This window comes from Bacillus proteolyticus, assembly GCF_001884065.1.
Taxonomy (GTDB): Bacteria; Bacillota; Bacilli; order Bacillales; family Bacillaceae_G; genus Bacillus_A; species Bacillus_A proteolyticus.
Map to the genome: position 1 here is coordinate 180222 of NZ_MACH01000002.1, position 19302 is coordinate 199523.

The window sequence follows — 19302 nt, forward strand, 5'->3', positions numbered from 1 at the left end:
AAGTAAAAATTAATTATATATAATAATAAGATTAAACGTTATTCACTTCTTAAATAATCTCTTTCTAAATACGAACATACTTAGTGCGGAAAGAACAAGTGTTATTCCAGAAAGTAAAGTCGATGTGCTAGCCTCACCGCCTGTTGATGGTAAAGATTTCTTGCCTTCCTCTGGCTTATTAGTATGTTGTTTATTTAAAGTGTCTGCTTTTCTTCCCTCGTTTGCAACAACTTGATTATTCCCTTTTGGCTCTTGATCCAATCCTGTTGCTGATTTTTTTACGCCTTCAACTTCTTTTACCGGTTCTTTCACTTCTTCTTTTGTTTCTTCAACTTCTTTTACCGGTTCTTTTACTTCTTCTTTTGTTTCTTCAACTTCTTTTACCGGTTCTTTTACTTCTTCTTTCGGTATTAATTTTTCTACTATATTCTGAATTACAATGCCACTATATAATATGCCAGTCTCATCATGATCTGCATCTAAATCAAATTCATATATTTTTTCTCCTAAAGTACTCCAAATGATTCCCTCATCGGTAAGCGTTCCACCTTCACTCTTTAGTGTAATCTTTTCAATTGGCTCTCCCTCTAAATCATATACAGAAATTGTCACTTCTTTATTTATTTCTGCATCATCCAAAATAACCTTTTGCCTTCTAACATCAATTGTCCCCCACTGACCTAATTGTATTAATGGCCTTACATCACGAATCTCATTTTCAGCTAATTTTAAACTAAGTAAGTCTAACATTGAGCCAAGAACCGTTACATCTTTAATACGATTATCTGTAAGATCTAACCATTGTAAATTTTTCAATACAGATAACGGTGTTATATCTTCAATTTGATTATGAGACACATTTACATCGTTCAATTGTTTCAAGTTTGAGATGAACTCTATATTTTTCAGTCCTACTCCCTCTAAAGTGAGGTTTTCTAAGTTCTTCATGTACTCTAAACCAGTTAGATTTTTTATCTCTTTTCCTTTTTCTTTAAGTACCTCTAATTTTTTGATTTGTAATAAATCTTCTTTTGTGATAGGATCGTTTAAATTCTCTCTACCTAAATTCTCTTTATTAATATGTTGTTGTAAAGTTTTATCGAGAATTACATTTTCCTTTTTTTCATTATCCTCTTTTATTGTTTCCTTTATTTCATCTAACCTTTCAACAACATTTTGAATTACTGTTCCATTAAATTTAATACCATTCTCTTCTCGTTTTAAGTCCAACATAAATTCGTATATTTTTTCACCGGAAGTACTCCATTTAATAGCACCGTTATTAACTATTCCATCTTCACTCTTCAATTGAATAGTCTCGATTGGTTCTCCTTGTAAATTATAGATAGGTATTTTAACTTCCTTACCTTTTTCTACATCATCTAAAAAGATTTTTTGTCTTTAAATATCGATATACATTCTTTTTCCTAACTCTTGAACAGGTCTAACATCACGAATTTCATTTGAACCTAGCTTTAAATCATACAAGCCTGTTAATTGACTAATTGGTGTTATATCTGAAATATAGTTTTCCTCTAAATTAAGTGATTGTACAGTAGATAATCTTAATAAAGGTTCGATGTTTTTTAATTCATTTTTAGAAAGGTCTAACTCCACTAACTTTTTCATTGAGGTAATATGCTCGATATTAGTAAGTCCATTGTTACTTAAAGATAAATTTCTCACATTTTTCAATTGCTCAATCCCAGCAAGATTAGCATTACTAATTTGATTATTTGCTACAGTCAAAGTCCTTAAAGATGTTACTGTAAACAATGGTGTTATATCTTTTATATAATTACTATTTAAATCTAACATTTTAACTCTCCTCATTTGACTCAATGGGCTCAAATCTGAGATTTTATTGTTTCTTAAATTTAAATTCTCAATATTCTCTAACTCAGCCAAAGGCTCAATATTTTGAAGTTCGCTATAAGTTATATTTACTGATTTTAACTGTCTCAACTTCGAGATAAAATGTATATTTTCTAACTTGACTTCTTCCAACGTTAAGTTTTCTAAGTTCGTCATATATTCTAGACCACTTACGTCTTTTATTCCTTTACTTTTTGCCTCAACGACTATTAAAGATTTAACTTTTAATAAATCTTCCTTAGTTATTGGCGTATTTAGATTCTCTCTATTCAAGTTATATTTATTAATATGCATTTGTAATTGCTTATCTACTATTACATTTGCACTTTCATCTTGTTGATCCACTTTATCCTCTTTATTTTCCTTTTGTTCTTCTGGAACATTGTTTTCTAAATTCAATGCATTTACTTCAAATTGCACTTGATACTTATTATCATAGGCCATTGTCGGAATATAAATATGCATTTGCATATTATACCTCTTTCCTAATTCCCCTACTTCAAACTGAATCACTTTCGTTCCATTTTTCTTTTTATCTTCTGATATTACTTTTACATCATGAAACACACCAGGAGTATGGATATCTTCTGTTTTCAAGTATTTGAAGAAATCACTATCACTTAACGTTGCCGTTACAATTTTCTTTCCATTCTCAATTGTTAATTTCGGATTTTTTATATAAACAGCTGCCATAGATTCTTCATTCGTTTTATCTTTATATGCTTTAATAACAGCATCATATGTACCATTTTCTAAAGTCTGGCCAGTTTTATTCGCCTCAATTGCTACCGCCGCTAAAGCAGGTGTTGAATAAACAGCAAACGGTAGCGATAAGGCTGCCGCCACTAGCATTGCATTTATATGTTTTCTTTTAGTTTTTTTCAACTTTACATCTCCTCCGAAATCTATAAATCTAAATATAATTATTTCTTGAATAAATGACAATGATTTTCATTATCGATATCAATTAAAAAAATAAAAAGTTTACAAAAAAATAATCCCTTTAAAAGGGATTATGCCATTTTTTCACCTGATTCTTCTTTAAAGAAGCTTTTCATCGCATGGAATACGTCTGCTTTTTGCTTTAAAATATAATATCTGAAATTCTCATCTTTAATATTTTTATAGGCGGACATTAGCGTACTATGGCGGTTGTACTGATTCACTTCCCCATATCCAAACATATTACACTTCTTCATTAACTCTTCCACAAGCTTTACGCATCTAGCATTATCCGAAGTTAAATTATCACCGTCTGAAAAATGGAACGGATAAATATTATAGCGGTCTGGTGAATATTTATTATCGATTACCTCAAGTGCTTTTTTGTATACGGAAGAACAGATCGTTCCGCCACTTTCTCCTTTTGAGAAGAACTCTTCTTCTGTAACTACTTTTGCCTCTGTATGATGGGCAATAAACTCAATATCTACCGTTTCATATTTTGTGCGCAAAAATCTTGTCATCCAAAAGAAGAAGCTACGTGCCATATACTTCTCCCATATTCCCATCGATCCACTCGTATCCATCATCGCTAATACAACCGCTTTCGAATCTGGCTTTAACACTTCATTCCAAGTACGGAACTTTAAATCTTCTTGGTGAATCGGGTGGAAGGATGCTTTACCACCCATTGCATTTCGTTTATATGCAGATATCATCGTTCGCTTCTTATCAATGTTTCCCCATAATCCTGTTTTTCTAATGTCATTAAATTCAATATGCTCAATCCGGTTTTCATCCATTTCTTTTCTCTTTAAATTAGGCAGCTCTAATTCTTTGAAAAACGCTTGCTCTAATTCTAAAATTGAGACTTCTGCTTCATAATAATCTTCCCCAGCTGAATCTCCTGCACCTTGCCCTTTTCCTGGTCCTTTTTGTTTTTGACCACCTGATCCGTCTCTCGCAACGACATCACCAACTTTACTATCACCGTTTCCTTGCCCAACATGTTTATTTTTATCATAATTGTATCTAATCTTATATTCATCTAAAGAACGAATCGGTATTTTTACAACATCCTTGCCATTAGACATAACTATACTTTCTTCTGTTACAAGGTCTGGTAAATTATTTTTAATGGCCTCTTGCACTTTTTCTTGATGGCGTTGTTGGTCGTCATATCCTTTGCGATGGAGGGACCAGTTTTCCTGTGAAATCGTATAATTTGGTTGATTTTCTTCGCCCATTTCTTTCCCTCCTTACTGTAATTGTCTTCCTCTATGAACAGCAAGCTAGAAATTTTGTTCTGTAATGTGCAAGCTAGAATACTTGAAAAATAACTGTCCATCGAAAATCATCCCATAAACATATATAACGTTTTTCATACAATACTCCGAGCATCCTAAACAAAATTTTTCCACTCACGTAATAGAAGTAACATTTAACCGTCGATAAGAAAGAAACACAATGCATTGTTGCACACATTTTCACTTTGCAACATATTGTATTGTGTTGGCTTTTTTCGTATGAATGGTTGGTTACTCTATCATATGCATATTGTAAAAATAATTGACAATAAATTCATGAAATTGCATCTTAATTTATTATATTTGGACAAGGTATGACACGTTATACACATATGAGCGGATAATAAAACGCTGTCCCGCAAAAAACAAGAGACAGCGTTTTGTTATCAAACTATCGATTTAACAAACTACCTACATAACGTAACAATTCATTCGCAGATGAAGAATTATATCCATGCTCATCAATTAAGCGTGCAACAACATCATTGATTTTCTTAAGCTGATTTTCGTCTGGCGTTTTCGTTGATGTTGTAATTTTCACTATATCTTTTAAATCAGCAAATAGTTTTTTCTGAATCGCTTCACGAAGGCGTTCATGTGAATTATAATCAAAGCGCTTTCCTTTACGGGCATAAGCAGAAATTCGAATTAAAATTTCTTCACGGAATGCTTTCTTAGCATTTTCTGAAATTCCAATTTGCTCTTCAATCGAACGCATAAGCTTTTCATCTGGGCTCATTTCTTCACCTGTTAATGGGTCACGTAATTTCGACTTATTGCAGTACGCCTCAACGTTATCTAAATAATTATCCATAAGTGTCTTAGCTGATTCTTCGTATGAATAAACAAACGCTTTTTGTACTTCTTTCTTAGCAATTTCATCGTATTCTTTTCTCGCTAATGAGATGAAATTCATATAACGCTCTCGATCTTCATTACTAATTGATGGATGCTGATCCAACCCATCTTTTAGCGATCTAAGTACATCTAGTGCATTAATAGATGGTACCTCTTTTCGAATAATTGTAGAAGAAATTCGGTTAATAACATAACGAGGATCAATACCTTTCATACCTTCATCTTGATATTCGCGTTGCAATTCTTCTACATCAATTGCATTATAACCTTCTACCGTTTCTCCATCATATAAACGCATCTTTTTAATTAAATCAATATCCGGACGCTTCGGATCTTTTAAACGAGTTAAAATGGTAAACATTGCTGCAACTCGAAGTGTATGCGGTGCAATATGAACATTGGACACGTCACTTTCACGAATCATTTTTTCATAAATATGTTCTTCTTCACTAACTCGTAAGTTATACGGAACTGGCATTACAATAATTCTTGAGTGCAATGCTTCATTTTTCTTATTTGCTATGAAGGAACGATACTCTGTTTCATTCGTATGCGCTACAATTAATTCATCTGCTGAAATAAGCGCAAATCTTCCCGCTTTGAAATTCCCTTCTTGCGTAAGCGATAGTAAATGCCATAAAAATTTCTCATCGCATTTTAACATCTCTTGGAATTCCATCATACCTCGGTTCGCCTTATTCAATTCTCCATCAAATCGATATGCACGAGGATCTGATTCTGAACCATATTCTGCAATCGTAGAAAAGTCCAGACTACCTGTTAAATCGGCAATATCTTGTGATTTTGGATCAGACGGACTAAATGTACCAATCCCTGTACGGCGATCTTCAGAGAAGAAAATACGCTCTACAACTACATCCTCAATTCTTGATCCATATTCTTGCTCTAAACGCATCACATTTAATGGTGATAAATTCCCTTCAATTCTTACTCCATACTCATCAAAGAAGTCATCACGTAAATGGTGCGGAATTAAATGCAATGGATCTTCATGCATTGGGCAGCCTTTAATCGCAAAAATAGCTCCACGATCTGTACGTGAATATGTTTCTAATCCTCGTTTCAACATCGTAACTAAAGTTGATTTACCACCACTAACAGGACCCATTAATAATAAAATACGTTTTCTAACATCTAATCGTTTTGCAGATGGATGAAAATATTCTTCGACAAGACGCTCTAGTGCATCCTCTAATCCAAACAGCTGATTACTAAAGAAATTATATTTTCTTCTACCATCAACTTCTTCAATTCCGGCATCTTTTATCATATTGTAAATGCGAGAGTGTGCTGTTTGAGCCACCCATGGTCTTTCTTTCACAAGCTCCAAATACTCCGCAAACGTACCTTCCCATTGTAAACGTTCTTCTGCTGCTCGATGCTGTTCAATCTTTTTTAGAATATCCATTATAGCTCCTCCCCCATCTCCTTGTTCAATCGGATTATTATAAAAGGTATGCTAGGATGTCCTTAAACATTCTTTAAATCAAAACGAAATATATAATAGCTCTATAAAATTCTCTCCAAAATTCAAAGAAAATTCTGTATAATAAGGGTATTAACGTTTTCACGCTACTATTCATTGTAAATAAATTCTTTTCTTCTAGGAACCTTACATACATTTCGATTCACAAATAGGATTCGTAAACCGAAAAAGTAAGGAGGAAATTAGTATGAAATTATTATTAATTTTAGGTGTATCACTCACATTTCTTACAGCTATTTTCACATCTGGTTACAACGATAAACCAGGTACACATAAAAAGTGATGTGCTATTTAGCACATCACTTTTTTTCTTGTTTTTATAAACTATTTAAAATAAATATTTTCCACATCGTATATCGATAAAGGACGATTATAAAAATAACCTTGTACGAGTTTCACATTCTTTTCCTTTAAAAATTGTATTTGTTCCGCTTTCTCTACTCCTTCTGCAATTACATTTAATCCTAGAGTATGTGCTAAATGAATAATTGCAGCCGTAATATTCGTATCTCTTTCATCTCTGTATATACCTTCCATAAAAGAACGATCAATTTTTAACGTATCAATTGGATATGTTTTCAAATAACTTAAAGATGAATATCCCGTTCCAAAATCATCTAAATGAATCTTTAAGTTTTGTTCTTTTAACTGTAATAACACTCTTTTCGATAAATCTTTATGTATAAGGGCTCCTTCTGTAACTTCTATTGCTAATAAATGAGGCGGTACATTGTACTTATTTAAAGCGCGTGTAATCATCTCTATTAATGTAATAGAACGAAAATGTCTAGCTGAAATATTAACTGCAATTGGTACAACCTCATATCCTTTATTTAACCATTCATGTATTTGTTTACACACTTGATGTACTACCCATTCATCAAGTTTAATAATAAATCCTGTTCTTTCAGCAAGTGGGATAAATTGATTTGGCGAGACCAATCCTAGCTCCTTATTCTCCCACCTTATTAAGGCTTCCATACTGGCTATCTTTCCCGTTTCAATATTAATTTGAGGTTGATAATATAGGAAAAATTCATCTTTTTCTATAGCACGATGTAACTGATTTTCTATTATAAACCTTTGTTCACGTTCACAATCTAATCCACTACAATAGAAATGATAATACCCTTTTCCTTTTTCCTTGGCTTTTTCCAAAGCTGCGTCGACCCTTTGGAAAAGTATTTTCTCATCCATTCCATCTTCTGGGGCCATTACAATCCCAATTGATGCACTCAAATAAACATCCTCTTCTTCTAGTACAAAATGCCCACTAATTTTTTTTAGTATTGTTTGTGCAACTTCCTCTACGCATTCTCTCGTTATATTTTCTATTAACATAACAAATTGATCATCATGTTCTCTAAATAAATGCATATCTTCTATTTTTACGTCTCGTAAGCATTCAGTAACTTTTTTTAAGACTTGATCTCCTTCTTTATGACCAAATGTATCATTAATAAGGTGAAATTCATCCAAATCTATAAAAAGCAATGCGAATTTTTTATTCTCAGCTAAAAATTCATTTAGTTTATTTGTACATGATATTCTATTCATTAACCCCGTTAACTGATCAAAGTAAGCCAAATATTCTGTTTTCATCTCATTTAATACTTGCCTTGTAACATCCCTCGTGACTATGTACACCCCGACGATTTCACTATTCACAATAATAGGGATTGTCCTAACGGAAATATAAAGTTCATATCCTTCTTTATGAATATACTTCTTTGCAACAATTTGTTTTGCTCTTCCCTGTAAAGCCCCCTTAAATATGGTTTGAAAAGCTTGTTCATATTCCTTATTTATAAACTGAAAAACAAATTGATTACTTAGTTCTTCATATCGATATCCAAATATTTCATATGTTGCTGGATTTGCATATATAATTCTCCCAATAGAATTTACAGATACAATGGAGTCATTATTATATTCTAGTAATGACTTAAATAACATTTGTTTTTCTTCTATTTCCACTTTTTCCTTAACCTGTGCTGTAATATCCCTAGTAATACAAATAATAAACTGACATATTCCATTTACATCACATACTGGATTAAGTAAAGATTCATAATGTATATTACCAGTTGGCAAACTAATTACATCACAAAATGTATTTGCTTTCGCTTCTCTCATTACTTTTGCATATTGTCCTTGTAATATCCTTGCCGTATCTTCTGGTAATACTTCTGCAAAAGTTTTTCCATAACATTCTTTTCCTAGCCTGGCATAATCCATTCCTATTTTATTCACATAAATATATTTAAAAGTTTCATCATCAATAACTTTCACAATAAACACTAAATCTTGAATAGCATGTAGTAGTCCCTGTCTTACTAAATCCATATCTATCATACTTAAAAAGGTATTTTGATTGTTATATTGTTCCTTCATATTTATCTCAACCCGTCTTATCTATTTTTATTCATATACCTCATTCTATATGAATATGTAGCTTTTTTAAAATGTATGGTTACATATTTTCTAAAAAAAATAAAAAAGTCGCCAAATGGCGACTTTTAATAAACGATTTCTAAATCTAATCCTGGATAATTTTGTTGACGGAACGCTTCATAAATTAAAATTGCTGCTGTATTAGATAAATTTAATGAACGTACTTTATCCGTCATTGGAATACGTAAACAATGATCGAAGTTTTCTTCAATTACATTAGCTGGTAATCCATTTGTTTCTCTTCCAAACACGAAATAGTAATCCTTCTCACGTTTGCTATAATCAAATGCTGTATGAGCTTTCTCGCCATACTTTGTTAAATAGAAGAATTCACCATCTTTATTTTTTTCATAAAATTCTTCGATTGAATCATAATACGTAACTTTTACGTGCTGCCAATAATCTAATCCTGCACGCTTTAACATTTTGTCATCCGTTGAAAATCCAAGCGGTCTAATCAAATGTAATTCTGTTCCAGTTGCTGCACAAGTACGTGCAATATTTCCTGTATTTGCTGGAATTTCTGGTTGATATAAAACAACATGTACTCCCACGCGATATTCACCTCTATTTTTTGTCTACTACGTATTATACCACTTGAACGAAAAATCTCTACCCATTAATAATATGAAAGAATTTATATTTCATTTGCGGTGTATATTTACTAGAGTCTTCATAATTCCAATAACGCTGACGGCTATTCGCTGAATGTGCATTTACAAGCGGCATACCATCTGCGTCTTTTGCTACTACAATTGTCGTATGATTCCACCTACCATCATCCTCAAAATCATACGCAATTACATCGCCAAGAATTAGGTCTTCTGGCTTTTCTACCGCTTCTGCCCGAAGCCCTGTTGTAGCACCTGACAAATACCAATAAAAAGAGTGTGCTACAGCCCAACTCCAACTCCATTGGTTTCCCCTTTGCCACCACCCTTTACGAATGTTAGGATGTCCGTTCATTGGCACTTCTCCAGTGTGCAGACATTGTGAAATGAAATTTGTACAATTATCAGGGAAATTACGGTATGCGGGATTGCGATCATCCCACCAACGCTCTGCATATTTCACTGCCTCTAAACGATTATATTGATATGAACCGTATTTTTCTTTCGTGACTTCTCGTTCTAACTTTTCACCTATCCCTATTTCTTCTGACACCTCAAGAGCATAATCATCTATTACACGACTGTTTTTCAGACAAACTCGTCGTTTTAATTGTTCCTCTTCGATATAAAATAATTCTTTATGCTTAATTAAATATTTAAAGTGTACTTGATAATCAATTTCTTGATGCTCACTACTATTTAATTGTCTAATGAAAGAAATATCGGCAGTTGCTTTCACTATATCTGCACTACGTTTTTGAAACAATTGTTTCTTTCTCTGTACCATTCGTAATAAATCTTCAGCAATACCATCCACGTCAGTTCGTTTCTCTGTGATATATGCTAAAAACTGTTGTACTTGCTTTTCAATATTCGCTTTTACAACCATTTCGTCTCCCTCCCATATTACAATATGAAAAAGGGAGATATTATCTACTCTTTTTTCTGTGCTAACAATTCAAGTCCACGATTCATTTCATGAAGAACCTCTTCATCTTTCTCACGTTCCATCGCTTTTTCAATTGCTTCACCTACTCCATCTCCGCCAATTTTCCCAAGTGCCCATGCTGCTGTTCCGCGAAGTACTGGCCTTGGGTCATCTTTCATAACACCGATTAAATCAGGAATTGCTGCTGTTTCTTTAAAATGTGCAAGTGCTAAAATAGCATTTCGTTGCAATGGCTTTTTACCTCTCCATGAACCAGACATAATTCCATACTTCTCTTTAAAATCACGATTACTAATTGTTAAAAGTGGTGTTAATAACGGTTTAACTAACTCAGGGTCAGGCTCCATTTCAGGATGATTGTGGAAATCCATTCCTTTATTTTTTGGACAAACCGTCTGACATGTATCACATCCATATATACGGTTTCCTATTTTATCGCGATATTCTTCAGGCAGAAACCCTTTTGTCTGTGTTAAAAATGCGATACATTTCTTCGAGTCTAACTGTCCTCCCTGTACTAAAGCACCTGTAGGACAAATATCAATACATTTCGTACAACTTCCACATTGATCTTCTATTGGCTGATCAGGAGGGAATGGGATGTTCGTAATCATTTCTCCTAAGTATACATACGAACCAAATTCCGGCGTAATAATAGCGCAGTTCTTACCACTCCATCCAATACCGGCACGCTCTGATACAGCTCGATCACTTAGTTCACCTGTATCGACCATTGATTTCACTTCTATATCCGGAAGTTTCTCGATTAAATACGCCTCTAACTTTTGCAAACGATCTCGTAAAACGAGATGATAATCTTGTCCCCACGAAGCACGACAAAAAATCCCGCGGCGCTCTCCACGCTTACTTAATGGTGCATTTTTTAATTTTGAAGGGTACGCTAAAGCAATCGCAATGATTGATTTTGCACCAGGTAGTAAAAGCTGTGGATTCGTTCTCTTCTCTATATCCGGCTCTTCGAATCCAGACTGATAATTTAATTGTTGCTGCTGGATTAATCGTTGCTTTAATTCCTCAAATGGTGATGCACTTGCAAACCCTATTTTATCTATACCAATCGTTTTACTATACGCAATTACTTCTTGCTTTAATTGTTCAAAATCCATTCTTTATCGCCTCCTCCGATGAATCCATCCCTTATGTAACGACTATATTGGTTAGTAATTCACTTTTGGAATACTATTCTTTACTTCTATTTTCGCATACAATTACGCTTTTCAAACATTAAAAAACGCAATGCCTCGTTTATCTTAGAAACGAAACACTGCGTTGATCACAATTTATTAGAAAAACATTAAATAAAATTTGGAGCGGGTGAAGAGAATCGAACTCTCGACCAGAGCTTGGAAGGCTCTTGTTTTACCACTAAACTACACCCGCAAATATGAAATAAATATAAGATATTAAAATAACTTATGTAAAGTAGTATAGCATGTAAAAAAATACGAAGCAAGAATTTTATCGAAAAAAGTCGAAAAAGTGATGAGATAACTCATCACTTTTTCAATTCTTTATCAATTGCCTTCTTCATACTATCGAAATCAGGGTTTGCAAGATTTCCATTTACATATACTGAAGGAGCACCTTGAACTTTTAATTTTTGAGCACGATCTGAATCTTTACGTACTTTGTCTTTCATTTCTTTACTGTGTAAATCTTTTTTAAACTGTTCTACATTAATTTTCGGAAGCTTCTCTTTCACAATATTAAGAAGTAATTCTTCTGTAATCCATTCTTCCGTATCTTTCTTTTGATTTTGATAAATCTCATCATAGAAAATCCAGAATGAATCTTGATCTTGTTTATAAATCGCTTCACCAGCGGCTGCACCTAAATCAGAGTCTTTTCCGATAAACGGGAAGTTAATAAAATATAACTGCACTTTACCTTTATCAATATACTCTTCTTTTAATCGTGGTAATGCTGTTACATCCCAAGTACGACAAGCTGGACATTTAAAGTCTCCAAACTCAACTACCTTAACTGGAGCATCATCTTTCCCTAGAGATTGTTGCGTAGAATAAGCAAACATCTCATTCCCTTTATCTTTCTTGTCATTTATGATGCTATACGCAATTGTTCCAATTACAATCAATACTGCGATAGAAAAAACTACACCAAGAACCATGAGTTTATTTGATTTCATATACATTCCTCTTTAAATTCATATTCTGTATACAGCATTGTACACAATACACATAATATCAACACTTATATACGTCACGCAATGAACACGCTCACATAAATTACAAAAATACAACATTTGTGACAATATTGTGTCGTCTTTTGTCACAAATTATTCAAAAAAAAGAAGCTCCTACGTAGGAACTTCTTTTAACTTACTGCTTTTTCACGGGCATTTTTTAACATGGATTGCTCTGTTTTTATATCATGACGAATTACTAGTTTCTCACTAACTGCTTGCACATATTCATCATGATTTATATACCCTTCTTTCTCCATTAACCTTAAAACTACATTCCGTCTCTCAACTGCTTTATCATAATTTTGTGCAGGTGAGTAATAAGCCGGTGCTTTTACTACAGCAGCCATCATTGCACTTTCAGCCAGTGTTAATTGATCCACTTTTTTACCGAAGTAAAGGTTTGCTGCTTTTTCAATTCCCCATGCGCCTTCTCCGTAGTAAATATTACTTACATACAATTTTAATATCTCATCCTTTGTGAATGTACGTTCAATCTTTTTCGTATAAAAAATTTCTTTCCACTTACGAGAAAATGTACGTTCATTAGATAAGAAAGCATTTTTAGATAACTGCTGTGTAATCGTGCTTCCTCCTTGCACAACACCACCAGCTTTTATATTCTCAATAGACGCCCTGATAATCGCTATATAGTCTAAACCGTTATGATGATAAAATCTTTTATCTTCCGTCGCAATAAATGCGTGTGTTAATGATTCTGGCACCTCTAAATTAGCAGGTACATGTAATTTACTAATATCACTTCGCTCAATCATTACATTTCCAACGAATAATAATGCAAAACTTAACAATAATAATAATATAATGGCTTTATAAAAAAATTTAGTTAATGGATTTAATGCAACTTTTTGATGATAGTTCACTCTAGATAATACTCGTTCTTTCATCTCGAACACCTCTTTTCCACACAGCATATATAACTCTTAACTCAAGAATACATTGTTGTAAAAGAATATCCCATCGATTTCTCTTACACGTACCTTACAACATTGTAAGGTGTAAAAATGTATTGTATCACAGTCCTTTTTTATCTACTATTCATATGAAATGTTGAATATACATTATTTATAGGCAGGCAGTAGGACTCCCCTTAATAATTAGTAACAGAAAAAGAATTAAGAGCGCTATAACTATCTTCATAAAAAAAGCTTAATTTAACTTTATTCTTTTACTATATCATTTATAAATTTATACTTTTAAACATCTAGCAATCTAAGTATATACGATATATCACTATTATACAGAACAAACGTTCCTTAAATCAATACTAGCTTTCATACTGTCTCGCTATTGGCTGACAGTAGAACTTCTCCCACTCATTAATAGACTACACTTTATTATTGTGACCTTTTTCTGAAACAGTATACATAAAGAAAAGGTTAGCAATTTGAGGTGTCCTCAAATAACTAACCTAAACGTTACAGCCTTCCTATAAGATTATATGGCTGAACTTCCCATGTTTCGTATGGAATGAACTGCGTCGCTTTCATCGCATCAAGTGTCCTTGATTTCATATGTGGACGCGTTATATACTCATCAATGTTCTCTTCGTTTAAAGCAACAAATTTGGCTTCTTTTATTTCTTCAGGTTGAATTTTTATTTCGCCACTAACATATGCTACTTTAAAGACAACAGCTAAAATATGCATAGAAGCGTTATAATACACTCCTGTAATTCCAATTGGCTTCACCGTTAAGCCCGTCTCCTCCATTATTTCTCTACGAACAGCTTGATCGAGGGCTTCTCCTTCTTCTACCTGTCCTCCAGGCATTTCCCACGTATCAGCTCGCCAGTGCACTTTTGCTAAAAGTACTTCATTCTTTTCATTTGTTAAATAACCTGATACGGCAACAATATGTTTTGGTGTTTTATGCGCCATAAAAATGCCTCCTAGAAATACAATTATTTCATGTACAATCTATAACCATATTCCCTACCTACAACAAAACACCTTTAATAATTCAGCATCTTAATTAACTTCACAAAAAAGACCCTATTCGTTAAACGAAAGGATCTTCTGTCTTATTATTCTCCTAAGTCTACGTTGTGGTAAACTTGTTGTACATCTTCTAAATCTTCTAATGCATCAACCATTTTTTCAAATTGTGCTTGAGCATCTTCAGGAAGTTCTACATCATTTTGTGCAAGCATTGTTAATTCTGCAACTGTAAATTCTTCAACACCAGCATCTTTAAGTGCAGATTGTACTGAATGGAATTGATCAGGTTCAGCATACACGATAACAGAATCTTCTTCTTCTAGAATGTCACGTGCATCTACATCTGCTTCCATTAAAATTTCAAGAACTTCATCTGATGTTTTACCTTCAAGACCGATAACAGCTGTCGCATCAAACATGTAAGCTACAGAACCGTTTACGCCCATGTTACCACTGTTTTTGCTAAATGCAGCTCGTACATCTGCTGCAGTACGGTTTACGTTATTTGTAAGTGTATCTACAATCACCATAGATCCATTTGGTCCAAAGCCTTCATAACGAAGCTCGTCATAGTTTTCTTCTGAACCGCCTTTTGCCTTTTCAATTGCACGATCAATAATTGTTCTTGGTACATTGTATGTTTTCGCGCGCTCTAATACAACTCTTAACGTTTGGTTTGATTCAGGATCTGGCTCGCCTTGTTTTGCTGCCACATAAATTTCACGTCCAAATTTTGCGTATATACGGCTTGTATTTGCATCTTTTGATGCTTTTTTATCTTTAATATTGTTCCATTTACGGCCCATACTTTCCACTCTCTTTCCCGTTTTAAATCTACATAAAAATATTAATATAAAATATAATGTGTATTCAACACATTTTTAAAAGAAATATAAAAAGTTCATTTTTGATTCATATTACAGACATAATATAAATCACTATCATTTTGTTCTTTCGACAAGTTATATTATACATGAATTCCTACGTTTATTACGAATTTTAGAAGCACATAGTATAATTTAACAAAAAAGGCTCTAACATTTCTGTTAGAGTCTTTTTATATCGCTGATACCGTTTTCCATAATATTCCCATATTTTCTTTCTATTGCTGTATAATTAAAATAGGGAAAAATTTAAAGGGAAAATTATGGCACATTCAAATGAGAAAAAAGCACATGGTCTTAAAGGAATAGGAGAGAAGTTAAACCCAACTATCTATCAAGTGAGATTCATGAAATTAGATGAACCAATTCAATTTGAGTCGTTTCCTGAATTAAAGGAATTAGGGGACTGGTTGAGTACTTCAACGCAAATGTGGTCGTGCCACTCAACTATGTACAAGTACAACAGAGAAAAGTTTGAAAAAAAGTTTTTAGAAATTACGAAATTAACAGCTGATAATGTGCTAATATCTACTGGTGGTGTCGGATTTAACTTCATGTCACCCGGGTGGGGAGATACTCTATAAAGTAATGAAATTATATAAAGGGATAAAAATGAATGTTCATTTTTATCCCTTTATTGTTTCGCAGTTTGCTCTAATTCCTTAATAGCTTTTAACTGTTGTTTATATAACAGAGCTGTTTCTTCTTCCAAAGTTTCACTCGGTAAAAAGAAATACTCTTCGCTCTTGAGTCGTATCAGATAAATAAACTGTTCTTTCAAATAGATTTTTTGTTCTTCTTAATACCCCTATTACAGAAGGGTTATTTTTAACGCTTCCTCAAGCATTGTATTGAAATCATTATATGTTTTCATCACTGTGCCAGATGGTTTATCAAGTTCTAGATAAGTACCGTCTGATAAGTTTTTGCAAAACCACGCAATATTTGAATCCCCAAAGAAAAGATACTCTTTTTGAAATTCATTTTCATACCAAATCTCATTCGTGTCTATAAGTCCACTAATTAGTTCGTCCCTTTCTGTGTCTAGTAAAGAAGGGTCAACTCCATAAATCACCAGCCCATTAAAATCTAAACCATTTACAATTTTAAGAAACTCCTCATATTCACTCGGTAAGTCAACATTAAAATTCTCTTTCACACGTTCTCTTAATTTACCAATTTCAGTATCCGTTGCGGGTGTATCCAGTTTATCATTAAAACTTTTCTCTATCTTTTCAATTTCTAAAATCAGATTTTTCCACATATAAAAACCTCTTTCTAAATTTATTTATTCTCCTTTAGGATAGATGTTGTATTTTGGTATAGGCCAGCTTATGTCTGCACTATCTCCATCCTGTAAGTGTCTAGTTCATGTGCATTAAAAAAGCTTATGCAAGTTATACATAAGCTTTTTATTCATGATTAGATATTTTTCAAATCCTACGCCTTAAAGTAAGTCTTAAAAAGATTAAATATAATAGTCAGGATTTTCATCCATTTTAATTAAAAATCCCTCTAACGAATCCGCTATCTTTGTTGAACCATAATATATAGGACATTGACCTAATTCATTTGCCTGCTTAAATTTTAACGTTAAAAAGCTTGATTCATTAATTTCAAAGAAAGCTATTGATTCTTCATCATCAATATAATCATATCTAGGGTTTTCTTCATACACATCTTGTCTAAGTCTTAAATCCGCAACGGATTCAGGGTCCATTAGACGGTTAACAAAGTACTCAGAATTACTTTTCACAAAACCACTACCGACATTTTCATAAAAATATCTTAGTTCCTTTGGGAATTTAAATCCTATCATTCCTTCAGCCTCTTGTATTTCATCATCATATATTTTAAAAAATACGGTTTCATATTTATCTAAAACTTGTTCTGCTTCAGTTCTATCAAATGATACCTTTTCCAAATTTGTGAAATTAAACATAAATATTACCCTCCATATAAGTGTTATCTTTTGAAAATCTCTTTAGCGATTTTTCCTTTTCCATGTATTCCACCTTGATGTACATCAGGGTATTTAGCTGGATGTAGATTCCACCATTCATGTGCACCGTTATATGTACTTTCTATAATGTGATGTGCATCATAATTAGCGTTTTTTTTACGTAAAGGCAAACCTTTCTTTGAATACACAACTTCTTCATAAGTAGGCCATTTTTGGCCAGTCTTAAGTTCCCAATCCTTAATTAAGTTAGTGCGTAATTTATCAAATTCTGCCCGTCTTTGTGCAGTCTCTTCTTTACTTAATTTACTATAAGCATTATCTTCTAAAGCTTCCTGTAGTAATTCCCTCTGGTTTTCAGGAATCTTTCTATTTGTTATTTCTTCTACTTGGCCAAGATATTCTTGGAATCTAGGTATATTTAAATTACCAGGGTCAGCAAACATAAATGTATTACGTGCTGCTTCTAAAGAATTAAAAGAAGTTTTCGGAATATCTCTAAACTCACCAACGCCAGCATATGCAAAGCGGTCTCCCGTTTGCAATTTATTTGTATAATGCGAGATACCTTCTGATACCTTTGCTAAATTCGTACCCTTTGCAAGTGTAGTGACTTTGCTTATTCCTTTATCACCAATAAGTCCTAAACCAACTTGAGTTAAAGCATAACTTCCCCATGTTGCACGACTTTCTGCGTCACCATTTATTACATCATTAATAAATGAATCTGACAATACATTATACATGGTACTAAGTGTATCAATAGGATGCAAGGCTGCGTTCCCCATATTTTGCCACGTTTCCCATTTACCAAGTGCCTTAAATCCTTCTATAGTATCTTCAACGGCTTCCCCTGCACCTTCTACAATACCATCCCGAATTTTTTCGAAAGTAGATTTTTCAGGTAACTTACCACACATTGCCCCTTCTTCTATGTTTCCATCAACTAGATTACCATCATAAAGTTCATCAGCATTACGAAACTTTTCAGCAGCGTGCATTAGTTCTTCTGCAATCTTATCAAATTCCCGAAACACATTAAACATTTGAGGTTTTGTTTCATTAAACATCTGATAAAACCTTTGACTCGTTGCATCATTCCACATTGAAGCTACGTATTCCGTTTGGTTATATAAATCTTTATGTATTTGTTCTAATCTATTTTTAGTTTCAAGAACTAGCTTTGCTGACTGTTCTAGCCGTTCTGGTGTAACCTTTATTTGCGTCATACTTCCCCTTCTTCATAAACCTATAAGAATTAACGTATTAGGTGATAAATTAACATTAATTTGAACACAAAAAAAGCGTCCCCACAAAGTAGGAACGCTTGATATTAATGTATATTCACGTTTAATTGAAGATAAAAACAAATAAAAAAAAGACGATCACTCGTCTTTTAACCGATACCGATGGTCGGGGTCGAACCGACACTCCCGAAGGAACACGATTTTGAGTCGTGCGCGTCTGCCAATTCCGCCACATCGGCATAAAAGAAAGGCGGCAACCGGATTTGAACCGGTGGTAAAGGTTTTGCAGACCTCTGCCTTACCACTTGGCTATGCCGCCATATTAAGTTAAAATGGAGCGGAAGACGGGATTCGAACCCGCGACCCCAACCTTGGCAAGGTTGTATTCTACCACTGAACTACTTCCGCAAGACATGTTTGAGTTATTTCATTAAAAGTGCGGGTGAAGGGAGTCGAACCCCCACGCCAAAGGCGCTAGATCCTAAGTCTAGTGCGTCTGCCAATTCCGCCACACCCGCATATT

15 protein-coding genes, 5 tRNA genes and 1 pseudogene are annotated in these 19302 nt (G+C 33.6%); 1 reads left to right on the plus strand and 20 read right to left on the minus strand.

Annotation, left to right across the window (positions count from 1 at the left end):
- Window positions 1–42: 42 nt before the first annotated feature.
- The 12 genes and pseudogenes from BAQ49_RS00925 to BAQ49_RS00980 form a co-directional block, all read right to left on the minus strand.
- Window positions 43–2760 (minus strand): annotated as a pseudogene (locus BAQ49_RS00925) (NEAT domain-containing protein).
- Window positions 2761–2888: 128 nt separating this feature from the next.
- Window positions 2889–4064 carry a sporulation protein YhbH gene (yhbH, locus tag BAQ49_RS00930; protein WP_071743849.1) on the minus strand — a complete coding sequence of 392 codons (1176 nt, stop codon included), beginning with the start codon at window positions 4062–4064 and terminating at the stop codon, window positions 2889–2891.
- A 451-nt stretch (window positions 4065–4515) separates the two neighbouring features.
- Entirely contained in the window at window positions 4516–6411 is a 1896-nt protein-coding gene (locus BAQ49_RS00935; protein WP_000353273.1) for a PrkA family serine protein kinase, read from the minus strand.
- Window positions 6412–6813: 402 nt separating this feature from the next.
- Window positions 6814–8883, minus strand: a complete 2070-nt coding sequence (locus BAQ49_RS00940) for a sensor domain-containing protein (RefSeq protein WP_071743850.1) — start codon at window positions 8881–8883, stop codon at window positions 6814–6816.
- 125 nt (window positions 8884–9008) lie between these two features.
- Entirely contained in the window at window positions 9009–9497 is a 489-nt protein-coding gene (gene trmL / locus BAQ49_RS00945) for a tRNA (uridine(34)/cytosine(34)/5-carboxymethylaminomethyluridine(34)-2'-O)-methyltransferase TrmL (RefSeq protein WP_000538149.1), read from the minus strand.
- Window positions 9498–9555: 58 nt separating this feature from the next.
- Window positions 9556–10443, minus strand: coding sequence for an amidase domain-containing protein (locus BAQ49_RS00950; protein WP_071743851.1), 888 nt, complete (start codon window positions 10441–10443; stop codon window positions 9556–9558).
- Window positions 10444–10487: 44 nt separating this feature from the next.
- A complete protein-coding gene (queG, locus tag BAQ49_RS00955; protein ID WP_071743852.1) occupies window positions 10488–11630 on the minus strand; it encodes a tRNA epoxyqueuosine(34) reductase QueG in 1143 nt (380 codons plus the stop codon).
- Window positions 11631–11830: 200 nt separating this feature from the next.
- A tRNA-Gly gene (locus BAQ49_RS00960) sits at window positions 11831–11904 on the minus strand.
- A 115-nt stretch (window positions 11905–12019) separates the two neighbouring features.
- Entirely contained in the window at window positions 12020–12670 is a 651-nt protein-coding gene (locus tag BAQ49_RS00965; RefSeq protein WP_071743853.1) for a DsbA family protein, read from the minus strand.
- A gap of 188 nt (window positions 12671–12858) precedes the next feature.
- Complete coding sequence (locus tag BAQ49_RS00970; protein WP_071743854.1) at window positions 12859–13635, minus strand: transglycosylase domain-containing protein; 777 nt, start codon at window positions 13633–13635, stop codon at window positions 12859–12861.
- 531 nt (window positions 13636–14166) lie between these two features.
- Window positions 14167–14628: an NUDIX hydrolase gene (locus tag BAQ49_RS00975; protein ID WP_071743855.1), complete on the minus strand. Its 462-nt coding sequence runs from the start codon at window positions 14626–14628 to the stop codon at window positions 14167–14169.
- Window positions 14629–14774: 146 nt separating this feature from the next.
- The gene (locus BAQ49_RS00980; protein ID WP_071743856.1) at window positions 14775–15494 is read right to left on the minus strand and encodes a YebC/PmpR family DNA-binding transcriptional regulator; all 720 of its coding nucleotides are present in this window, start codon (window positions 15492–15494) and stop codon (window positions 14775–14777) included.
- Window positions 15495–15835: 341 nt separating this feature from the next.
- Here BAQ49_RS00980 and BAQ49_RS00985 point away from each other — a divergent pair, with 341 nt between their 5' ends.
- On the plus strand, window positions 15836–16156 hold the full coding sequence (locus BAQ49_RS00985; protein WP_071743857.1) for a DUF3884 family protein: 321 nt from the start codon (window positions 15836–15838) through the stop codon (window positions 16154–16156).
- Window positions 16157–16206: 50 nt separating this feature from the next.
- Here the strand turns inward: BAQ49_RS00985 and BAQ49_RS32685 are convergent, their stop codons facing one another.
- From BAQ49_RS32685 to BAQ49_RS01025, 8 genes are all read right to left on the minus strand, one after another.
- Window positions 16207–16353 carry a hypothetical protein gene (locus tag BAQ49_RS32685; RefSeq protein ID WP_165616011.1) on the minus strand — a complete coding sequence of 49 codons (147 nt, stop codon included), beginning with the start codon at window positions 16351–16353 and terminating at the stop codon, window positions 16207–16209.
- A 30-nt stretch (window positions 16354–16383) separates the two neighbouring features.
- The gene (locus BAQ49_RS00990; RefSeq protein ID WP_071743858.1) at window positions 16384–16836 is read right to left on the minus strand and encodes a YrhA family protein; all 453 of its coding nucleotides are present in this window, start codon (window positions 16834–16836) and stop codon (window positions 16384–16386) included.
- Between the two features lie 204 nt (window positions 16837–17040).
- Window positions 17041–17514 (minus strand): SMI1/KNR4 family protein, encoded by a 474-nt coding sequence (locus BAQ49_RS01000; RefSeq protein WP_071743859.1) that lies wholly within the window; start codon window positions 17512–17514, stop codon window positions 17041–17043.
- 23 nt (window positions 17515–17537) lie between these two features.
- A complete protein-coding gene (locus BAQ49_RS01005; RefSeq protein WP_071743860.1) occupies window positions 17538–18761 on the minus strand; it encodes a WXG100 family type VII secretion target in 1224 nt (407 codons plus the stop codon).
- A gap of 175 nt (window positions 18762–18936) precedes the next feature.
- Window positions 18937–19018 (minus strand) — tRNA-Leu (locus tag BAQ49_RS01010).
- Window positions 19019–19027: 9 nt separating this feature from the next.
- A tRNA-Cys gene (locus tag BAQ49_RS01015) sits at window positions 19028–19098 on the minus strand.
- Window positions 19099–19112: 14 nt separating this feature from the next.
- Window positions 19113–19187, minus strand: a tRNA-Gly gene (locus BAQ49_RS01020).
- A gap of 29 nt (window positions 19188–19216) precedes the next feature.
- Window positions 19217–19297 (minus strand) — tRNA-Leu (locus tag BAQ49_RS01025).
- Window positions 19298–19302: the final 5 nt, after the last annotated feature.

What these genes read in the sequence shown, in the direction of transcription:
- yhbH (WP_071743849.1), bottom strand. Translation starts at nt 4,064, where the DNA reads ATGGGCGAAGAAAATCAACCAAATTATACGATTTCACAGGAAAACTGG.
- BAQ49_RS00935 (WP_000353273.1), bottom strand. Translation starts at nt 6,411, where the DNA reads ATGGATATTCTAAAAAAGATTGAACAGCATCGAGCAGCAGAAGAACGT.
- BAQ49_RS00940 (WP_071743850.1), bottom strand. Translation starts at nt 8,883, where the DNA reads ATGAAGGAACAATATAACAATCAAAATACCTTTTTAAGTATGATAGAT.
- BAQ49_RS00950 (WP_071743851.1), bottom strand. Translation starts at nt 10,443, where the DNA reads ATGGTTGTAAAAGCGAATATTGAAAAGCAAGTACAACAGTTTTTAGCA.
- queG (WP_071743852.1), bottom strand. Translation starts at nt 11,630, where the DNA reads ATGGATTTTGAACAATTAAAGCAAGAAGTAATTGCGTATAGTAAAACG.
- BAQ49_RS00965 (WP_071743853.1), bottom strand. Translation starts at nt 12,670, where the DNA reads ATGAAATCAAATAAACTCATGGTTCTTGGTGTAGTTTTTTCTATCGCA.
- BAQ49_RS00970 (WP_071743854.1), bottom strand. Translation starts at nt 13,635, where the DNA reads ATGAAAGAACGAGTATTATCTAGAGTGAACTATCATCAAAAAGTTGCA.
- BAQ49_RS00975 (WP_071743855.1), bottom strand. Translation starts at nt 14,628, where the DNA reads ATGGCGCATAAAACACCAAAACATATTGTTGCCGTATCAGGTTATTTA.
- BAQ49_RS00980 (WP_071743856.1), bottom strand. Translation starts at nt 15,494, where the DNA reads ATGGGCCGTAAATGGAACAATATTAAAGATAAAAAAGCATCAAAAGAT.
- BAQ49_RS00985 (WP_071743857.1), top strand. Translation starts at nt 15,836, where the DNA reads ATGGCACATTCAAATGAGAAAAAAGCACATGGTCTTAAAGGAATAGGA.
- BAQ49_RS00990 (WP_071743858.1), bottom strand. Translation starts at nt 16,836, where the DNA reads ATGTGGAAAAATCTGATTTTAGAAATTGAAAAGATAGAGAAAAGTTTT.
- BAQ49_RS01000 (WP_071743859.1), bottom strand. Translation starts at nt 17,514, where the DNA reads ATGTTTAATTTCACAAATTTGGAAAAGGTATCATTTGATAGAACTGAA.
- BAQ49_RS01005 (WP_071743860.1), bottom strand. Translation starts at nt 18,761, where the DNA reads ATGACGCAAATAAAGGTTACACCAGAACGGCTAGAACAGTCAGCAAAG.